4 protein-coding genes and 1 pseudogene are annotated in these 7,206 nt (G+C 59.0%); 1 reads left to right on the plus strand and 4 read right to left on the minus strand.

The window, feature by feature from the left end; genetic code table 11:
• Window positions 1–338: EamA family transporter (locus tag FN633_RS00095; protein ID WP_154058770.1), on the plus strand; the 338-nt coding region annotated here is incomplete at its 5' end.
• Here FN633_RS00095 and narI read toward each other — a convergent pair.
• From narI to FN633_RS00115, 4 genes and pseudogenes are all read right to left on the minus strand, one after another.
• Window positions 335–1,012 (minus strand): respiratory nitrate reductase subunit gamma, encoded by a 678-nt coding sequence (gene narI / locus FN633_RS00100; protein WP_021265603.1) that lies wholly within the window; start codon window positions 1,010–1,012, stop codon window positions 335–337. The two genes, FN633_RS00095 and narI, sit on opposite strands and share 4 nt — an antisense overlap.
• Window positions 1,012–1,722, minus strand: coding sequence for a nitrate reductase molybdenum cofactor assembly chaperone (narJ, locus tag FN633_RS00105; protein WP_154056335.1), 711 nt, complete (start codon window positions 1,720–1,722; stop codon window positions 1,012–1,014). The genes narI and narJ overlap by 1 nt, the downstream gene beginning before the upstream one ends.
• Window positions 1,719–3,254 carry a nitrate reductase subunit beta gene (gene narH, locus FN633_RS00110; RefSeq protein WP_154056336.1) on the minus strand — a complete coding sequence of 512 codons (1,536 nt, stop codon included), beginning with the start codon at window positions 3,252–3,254 and terminating at the stop codon, window positions 1,719–1,721. Before narH ends, narJ begins: the two co-directional genes overlap by 4 nt.
• A pseudogene (locus tag FN633_RS00115) lies at window positions 3,251–6,994 on the minus strand (nitrate reductase subunit alpha). Before FN633_RS00115 ends, narH begins: the two are co-directional and overlap by 4 nt.
• Between the last annotated feature and the right edge of the window lie 212 nt (window positions 6,995–7,206).

Consider the following 7,206-nt stretch of genomic DNA (forward strand, 5'->3'; position numbering starts at 1 on the left):
AGCTCATCCAGCTGCTGCCGCTGGCGCACATGCCGGTTTTCTCCCGCGAGTTCCCCTGGGGGATCCTGCTGACCCTCGGCATCGTGCACACCGGCGTTATGTACCAGCTGCTCTATAGCGCAATTCAGAAACTCCCCACCCCGATTATTGGATCGCTGTCGTTTATCTATCCGGTGGTAGCGATCGTGGTAGATAACCTGGTCTTTGGCCACACGCTCAGCATCACCCAGCTGGCGGGCGGAGTGCTGATCCTTCTCGCAGCGGCAGGAAACAATCTTGGCTGGGGCGAAAAAAAACCTCGCCGTAGCGAGGTTGAGATGGAACAGAGAGCTAATTAGCGACGGGCGCGTACCACCTGGTATTTGCGCGTCATGTACTCCACCGGCGCGCTCCAGACATGCACAAGCCGTGAGAACGGGAAAAGCAGGAACAGCGTCATCCCCAGCACCAGATGCACGCGGAAAATGAACGCCACGCCATCAAGATTTGCCGATGCGCCGCCGTGGAAGGTCACAATTGACTGCGCCCAGCCCACCAGCTTCATCATTTCGCTCCCGTCCATATGCTGCGCTGAAAACGGGATCGTCAGCAGGCCCAGCGTGCACTGCACCATCAGCAGGGTCAGGATCAGAATATCTGCCGTGGTGGTGGTGGCGCGCACGCGCGGGCTGAACAGACGGCGCTTAAGCAGCAGCAGGCCGCCCACCAGCGTCATGATGCCAAACACCCCCCCGGCGATCATGGCCAGCTTCTGTTTAACGTCAATCGGCAGAAAAGATTCATACATCCAGTGCGGCGTGAGCATCCCCACCAGGTGACCGGCAAAGATCCCAATAATCCCAACGTGAAACAGATTCGAGGCCAGGTTCATCCCTTTGCGATCCAGCATCTGGCTGGAGCCTGCTCGCCAGGTATACTGCCCATAGTCATAGCGCAGCCAGCTGCCGACGAGAAATACCGTACCGGCAATATAGGGATAGATGTCATAGAAGAACATATTAAGGAACTGCATTATTGCTGTCCTCCGGTTGAGATATTCAAATATTGCGGGGCCACCGCCCCGGCGAACCGGCGCTGATGGGAAGCGATCTCGGACTCACCGCAGCCCTGATCGGCAAAGAACTTCACCTGCTCCTCTTCCCAGACGGCATCCAGCGCCTGGGGAGTATCATCCCGGGCTTCACCGGCAATTTTCTCGCCGACCTTCTGCCGATCGACGTCGGTTTTGGCTAGCCGCAGCAGCAGTTCAAACAGGCTGGCATAGCAACTCTCGCGCTGTTGCAGACGGGCGTTTAGCAGAGCCAGAATCGGAGCGATATCCTCCAGCCCCTCCAGCGCGTCGCTCACCGGCAGCTGCGCCAGATACTCCAGATAGAGCGGGAGATGATCCGGCAGCTCACGACGGTCGATAACCAGGCCCTGGCGCTCATACTGCGCCAGCAGATCTACCATCGCCTGGCCGCGATCGCGGGATTCGCCATGCACATGCTCAAACAACAGCAGCGAGGTAGCGCGACCGCGATCAAAAAGCTCGCTGTAGGCCGCCTGCGCATCAAGCAGATCCTGACTCATCAGGTCACGAATAAAGACCACCAGCTGATGGGCATCCTTAAGCGACAGGTGCTCGCTCTCTGCCAGGGCATCGAACAGCTCCTGCTGATGCTGCCACAGGGCAGCATCCGGATACTCCAGCAGGCGGGAAATCACGACGAGTTCAATCATGGGCGTGGCTCCGTTTTCTTGGTCACATCAACGGCATCAATACGGCGGCTGTTAAACAGGTTGAACTTGGTGTCGCTGCCGTGGCAGCCGTCACCGAAGCTAAAGCCGCAACCGTTACGTTCCGGGAACGCATCCCGAGCCAGCTCGCGGTGGCTGGTAGGAATAACGAAACGGTCTTCGTAGTTGGCAATCGCCAGGTAACGATACATCTCCTGCGCCTGAGCTTCGCTTAAGCCCACCTCTTCCAGCGCGCGAATATCGTTAACGTTATCCACGGTCTCGGCACGCTTGTAGTGACGCATCGCCAGCATGCGTTTCAGTGCCAGCAGCACCGGCTGGGTATCGCCCGCCGTCAGCAGGTTAGCGAGATACTGTACCGGGATACGCAGGCTCTCGACGTCCGGCAGAATGCCGTTGCTGCCCAGCTCGCCCGCGTCGGCCGCTGACTGGATCGGTGACAGCGGCGGCACGTACCAGACCATCGGCAGCGTGCGGTACTCCGGGTGCAGCGGCAGGGCCAGCTTCCAGTCCATCGCCAGTTTCCAGACAGGTGACTTCTGCGCGGCATCAATCACGCTCTGCGGCACGCCGTCCTTCAGCGCCTGCTCGATAACCGCCGGATCGTTCGGGTCGAGGAAGACGTCCAGCTGACGCTGGTAGAGATCTTTTTCGCTCTCAACTGCCGCCGCGTTTTCAATGGCGTCCGCGTCATACAGCAGCACGCCCAGGTAACGGATACGGCCCACGCAGGTCTCGGAGCAGACGGTTGGCATCCCCGCCTCAATACGCGGATAACAGAAGATGCACTTCTCGGACTTGCCGCTCTTCCAGTTGAAGTAGATCTTTTTGTAGGGGCAGCCGGTGACGCACATCCGCCAGCCGCGGCACTTGTCCTGATCGATCAGCACAATGCCATCCTCTTCACGCTTGTAGATCGCCCCGCTCGGGCAGGTCGCGACGCAGGCCGGGTTCAGGCAGTGCTCGCACAGGCGCGGCAGGTACATCATGAAGGTGTTTTCAAACTGCCCGTACATCGCCTTCTGCATGTTCTCGAAGTTCTGATCCTGGCTGCGCTTCTCAAATTCGCCGCCGAGGATCTCCTCCCAGTTCGGGCCGCTGACGATCTTATCCATCCGCTGACCGCTGATTTTCGACCGCGGACGGGCGATGGGCTGGTGCTTGCCCTCCGGCGCAGTGTGCAGATGCTGATAGTCGTAGTCGAACGGCTCGTAGTAGTCATCGATGCCCGGCAGATGCGGGTTGGCGAAGATTTTACCCAGCAGCGTGGCACGGTTCCCCATGCGCGGCTGCAGCTTGCCGTTTACTTTGCGGATCCAGCCGCCCTTCCACTTCTCCTGGTTCTCCCAGTCGTCCGGGAAACCTACGCCAGGCTTGCTCTCAACGTTGTTGAACCAGGCGTACTCCATCCCTTCCCGGCTGGTCCAGACATTTTTACAGGTGACCGAGCAGGTATGGCAGCCGATGCACTTGTCAAGGTTCAGCACCATGCCTACCTGTGAACGAATTTTCATTTTGCGCTCTCCTGTACCTGGTCGTTGTTTTCGCCATCTAACCAGTTAATGTTCTTCATCTTACGGACCACCACAAACTCATCGCGGTTAGAACCGACCGTGCCGTAGTAGTTAAAGCCGTACGCCAGCTGGGCGTAGCCGCCAATCATGTGGGTCGGTTTCGGGCTGATACGGGTGACCGAGTTGTGGATCCCCCCGCGCTGGCCGGTGATCTCCGAGCCAGGAATATTCACGATACGCTCCTGGGCGTGGTACATCATGGTCATCCCGGCCGGCACGCGCTGGCTCACTACCGCACGGGCGGTAAGCGCACCGTTGCTGTTGAAGGCTTCGATCCAGTCGTTATCCTCAATGCCCAGCTCTTTGGCATCCACCTCGCTCATCCAGACGATTGGGCCGCCGCGTGACAGGGTCAGCATCAGCAGGTTGTCGCTGTAGGTCGAGTGGATCCCCCACTTCTGGTGCGGGGTAATGAAGTTCAGCGCCTTCTCTGGATTGCCGTTGGACTTCTCGCCCATCACCGCTTTCACCGTGCGGGTGTCAATCGGTGGACGATAGACCAGCAGGCTCTCGCCGAAGTCGCGCATCCACGGGTGATCCTGATAAAGCTGCTGGCGACCCGAGAGCGTGCGCCACGGGATCAACTCGTGCACGTTGGTATAGCCTGCGTTATAGGAGACATGCTCATCTTCAAGGCCGGACCAGGTCGGGCTGGAGATAATTTTGCGCGGCTGGGCCTGAATATCCCGGAAGCGGATCTTCTCCTCTTCTTTATTGGTCGCCAGATGGGTATGGTCGCGGCCGGTAAACTCGCTCAGCGCCGCCCAGGCTTTAACCGCCACGTGACCGTTGGTCTCTGGCGCGAGGGTCAGGATCATCTCCGCCGCATCGATGGCGGTATTAAGCATCGGCTGGCCTTTCGCCGGGCCTTCCGCCTTGGTGTAGTTCAGCTTGCGTAGCAGATCCATCTCGCTTTCGGTGTTCCACGCGATGCCCTTGCCGCCGTTGCCCACTTTATCCAGCAGCGGACCGATGGAGGTAAAGCGCTCGTAGGTCGCCGGGTAGTCGCGCTCAACCGGAATGATATGCGGCGCGGTTTTACCAGGGATCAGGTCGCACTCGCCCTTTTTCCAATCCTTAACGTCCAGCGGCTGCGCCAGCTCGGCGGCGGAGTCGTGCTGGATAGGCAGAGTGACCACGTCAGTTTCAACGCCCAGGTGGCCGACACACACCTCGGAGAATTTCTTAGCGATGCCTTTATAGATCTCCCAGTCGCTTTTGGACTCCCAGGCCGGATCGACGGCGGCAGAGAGCGGATGAATAAACGGATGCATATCCGAGGTATTCATGTCGTCTTTCTCATACCAGGTCGCGGTCGGCAGGACGATATCGGAGTAGAGACAGGTGCTCGACAGGCGGAAATCGAGGGTGACTACCAGATCCAGCTTGCCGTCGAGGCCGTTATCATGCCACTCCACCTCTTCCGGCTTCACGCCGCCCTGCTCGCCCAGATCTTTACCCTGAATGCCGTTTTCGGTACCCAGCAGGTACTTCAGCATATATTCATGGCCTTTCCCGGAGGAGCCAAGCAGGTTAGAGCGCCAGATGAAGAGGTTTCGCGGATGATTTTTGCCGTTCTCCGGCTGCTCGGCCGCAAAGCGAATCGATCCCTCTTTCAGCGCCTTAACGGTGTAATCCACCGCCGACATGCCTGCCTTTTCAGCTTCCGCAGCGATGCGCAGTGGGTTAGTGCCCAGCTGTGGCGCGGAAGGCAGCCAGCCCATGCGCTCGGCGCGGACGTTAAAGTCGAGCAGATGGCCGCTGTAGCGGGACTTATCCGCCAGCGGAGAGAGCAGCTCCTGTGCGGTCAGGGTTTCATAGCGCCACTGGCCGGAGTGGTTATAGAAGAAGGAGGTGCCGTTCATATGGCGAGGCGGACGCTGCCAGTCGAGGGCAAACGCCAGCGGCTGCCAGCCTGTCTGCGGACGCAGTTTCTCCTGGCCCACGTAGTGCGCCCAGCCGCCGCCGCTCTGCCCGACACAGCCGCAGAACACCAGCATGTTGATCAGGCCCCGGTAGTTCATGTCCATGTGGAACCAGTGGTTCAGACCAGCACCCACGATGATCATCGATCGGCCATGGGTCTTATCGGCGTTATCAGCAAATTCCCGGGCGGTACGAATGATATGCGCCCGCGGCACGCCGGTGATTTTTTCCGCCCACGCCGGAGTATACGCTTTTACTTCGTCATAGCTGGCAGCGGCGTTGGCGTCACCCAGACCCCGGTCGAGGCCGTAGTTCGCCATGGTCAGATCGTAGACGGTAGTGACCAGCGCGGTGCTGCCATCCGCCAGCTGCAGGCGTTTTACCGGCAGCTTGTGCAGAAGGATATTTTGCAACTCCACGCGGTTGAAGTGTTCAGATCCTTCGTTACCAAAGTATGGGAAGCCCACCTCGGCAATATCATCGTGACCACCCAGCAGGCTCAGGCGCAGCTCGGCGTCTGCCCCGCTGGTGCCGTCGCGCTGCTCAAGGTTCTACTTCCCTTTTTCGCCCCAGCGGAAACCGATGGAGCCGTTAGGTGCAATCAGCTCGCCGCTGTCGTTGCAGGCCACGGTTTTCCACTCGGGATTGTTCTCCTGACCGAGGGCGTCCACCAGATCGGCGGCACGCAGCATGCGGCCTGCCGCATAGTAGCCGTCGCGCTCTTCGAGCATCACCAGCATCGGCATATCGGTATAGCGACGCACGTAGTCGGTAAAGTACTGGCTCGGCTTGTCGAGATGGAACTCACGCAGCATGACGTGACCCATCGCCATCGCCATCGCGGCGTCGGTGCCCTGCTTCGGTGCCAGCCACAGGTCGCACAGCTTGGCGATCTCGGCATAGTCCGGGGTGACGGCAACGGTTTTGGTGCCTTTATAGCGGACTTCGGTAAAGAAGTGGGCGTCCGGGGTACGAGTCTGCGGAACGTTAGAGCCCCAGGCGATAATGTAGCTGGAGTTGTACCAGTCGGCGGATTCCGGCACGTCGGTCTGCTCACCCCAGGTTTGCGGGGAGGCCGGCGGCAGGTCGCAGTACCAGTCGTAGAAGCTCAGGCAGGTACCGCCGATCAGCGACAGGTAGCGCGCGCCGGAGGCATAGGAAACCATTGACATGGCCGGGATCGGCGAGAAGCCCGCCACGCGGTCCGGGCCGTAGGTTTTCACGGTGTAGACGTTAGAGGCGGCGATCAGCTCGTTGACCTCCTGCCAGGAAGAGCGAACAAAGCCGCCGCGACCACGCGCCTGCTTGAAGCTTTTCGCTTTGTCGGCGTCTTCAATAATAGAAGCCCATGCCGCAACCGGATCGCTGTGCTGGACTTTCGCTTCACGCCACATTTTCATCAGGCGTTTACGCATCAGAGGGTATTTCAGGCGGTTTGCGCTGTAGAGATACCAGGAGTAGCTGGCCCCACGCGGGCAGCCGCGCGGCTCATGGTTAGGCATATCCGGGCGGGTACGCGGGTAGTCGGTCTGCTGGGTCTCCCAGGTAACCAGCCCGTTTTTAACGTAGATCTTCCAGCTGCAGGAGCCGGTGCAGTTTACGCCATGGGTAGAGCGCACAATTTTATCGTGCGACCAGCGGCTGCGGTATCCATCCTCCCAGTCCCGGTTTGTTTCATGGATCTGGCCATGCCCATCGGCAAAGGTTTCGCCCTTCTGTTTGAAGTAGCGAAACCGGTCCAGGAATTTACTCATCGGGTTTCTCCTGTGTGGAGCCTGCTGGCTCTCTGAAAAAGCGACATTGCTGCGAATGGGGCGACGTTAACGCGCTGAAAGGACGTGAGAATTGATGGCGATCAAGGCAGGCTGGCATAGCAAAAGCGCTGTATTTTTCATCTACCCCCAAAGTGGCAGAAAAGCTTAATTTTTATCTTATTGATTTTACTGTTATTTATGAGTTAATCCGC

The organism is Pseudescherichia vulneris (assembly GCF_902164725.1).
In the GTDB taxonomy this organism is placed as follows: Bacteria; Pseudomonadota; Gammaproteobacteria; order Enterobacterales; family Enterobacteriaceae; genus Pseudescherichia; species Pseudescherichia vulneris.

Excerpts from the sequence above, each read along its gene's own strand:
- narI (WP_021265603.1), bottom strand. The coding sequence starts at position 1,012 with ATGCAGTTCCTTAATATGTTCTTCTATGACATCTATCCCTATATTGCC.
- narJ (WP_154056335.1), bottom strand. The coding sequence starts at position 1,722 with ATGATTGAACTCGTCGTGATTTCCCGCCTGCTGGAGTATCCGGATGCT.
- narH (WP_154056336.1), bottom strand. The coding sequence starts at position 3,254 with ATGAAAATTCGTTCACAGGTAGGCATGGTGCTGAACCTTGACAAGTGC.